Here is a 387-nt window from a genome sequence, read left to right on the forward strand (position 1 = left end):
GGCTACTACACGGGCTCCACCAACCCCACCTCGATGACGAGGACCGGGGAGGACGGGGCGATCACCGTGTACCGGGCGGTCCCGTCCACGTTCTCCCCGCGCTGGGGGTGCGCAGCCGGGGACTACATGCGAGGCCGGGTGCAGTTCCGATCGGCCGGATCAGAGCTGACCGGTGTGGATCAGGAGTGCTCCACCACGGTGTGGCAGCTGTCGAACGGCCTCGTGAACGTGGTCCCGTCGGCTTCCGCGAGCCTGGACGTGCAGGCGTACACGGGCGGGGCGTGGCGGTCGAAGCTGTGGAGGGTGTTCTCCGACACCTCAACCGAGGTGACGTCGTGGGATGCGGTGACGCTCCTCCACAACGAGCCGGAGGCGGTCTGTGTCCGC

The 387-nt window shown here is 68.7% G+C and carries 1 protein-coding gene; it reads left to right on the plus strand.

Annotated elements, in window-relative coordinates:
- Positions 1-387: hypothetical protein (locus Q3W56_RS20755; protein ID WP_302896713.1), on the plus strand; the 387-nt coding region annotated here is incomplete at both ends.

The organism is Bacillus sp. C28GYM-DRY-1 (assembly GCF_030519405.1).
Classification (GTDB): Bacteria; Bacillota; Bacilli; order Bacillales; family Bacillaceae; genus Bacillus; species Bacillus spizizenii_A.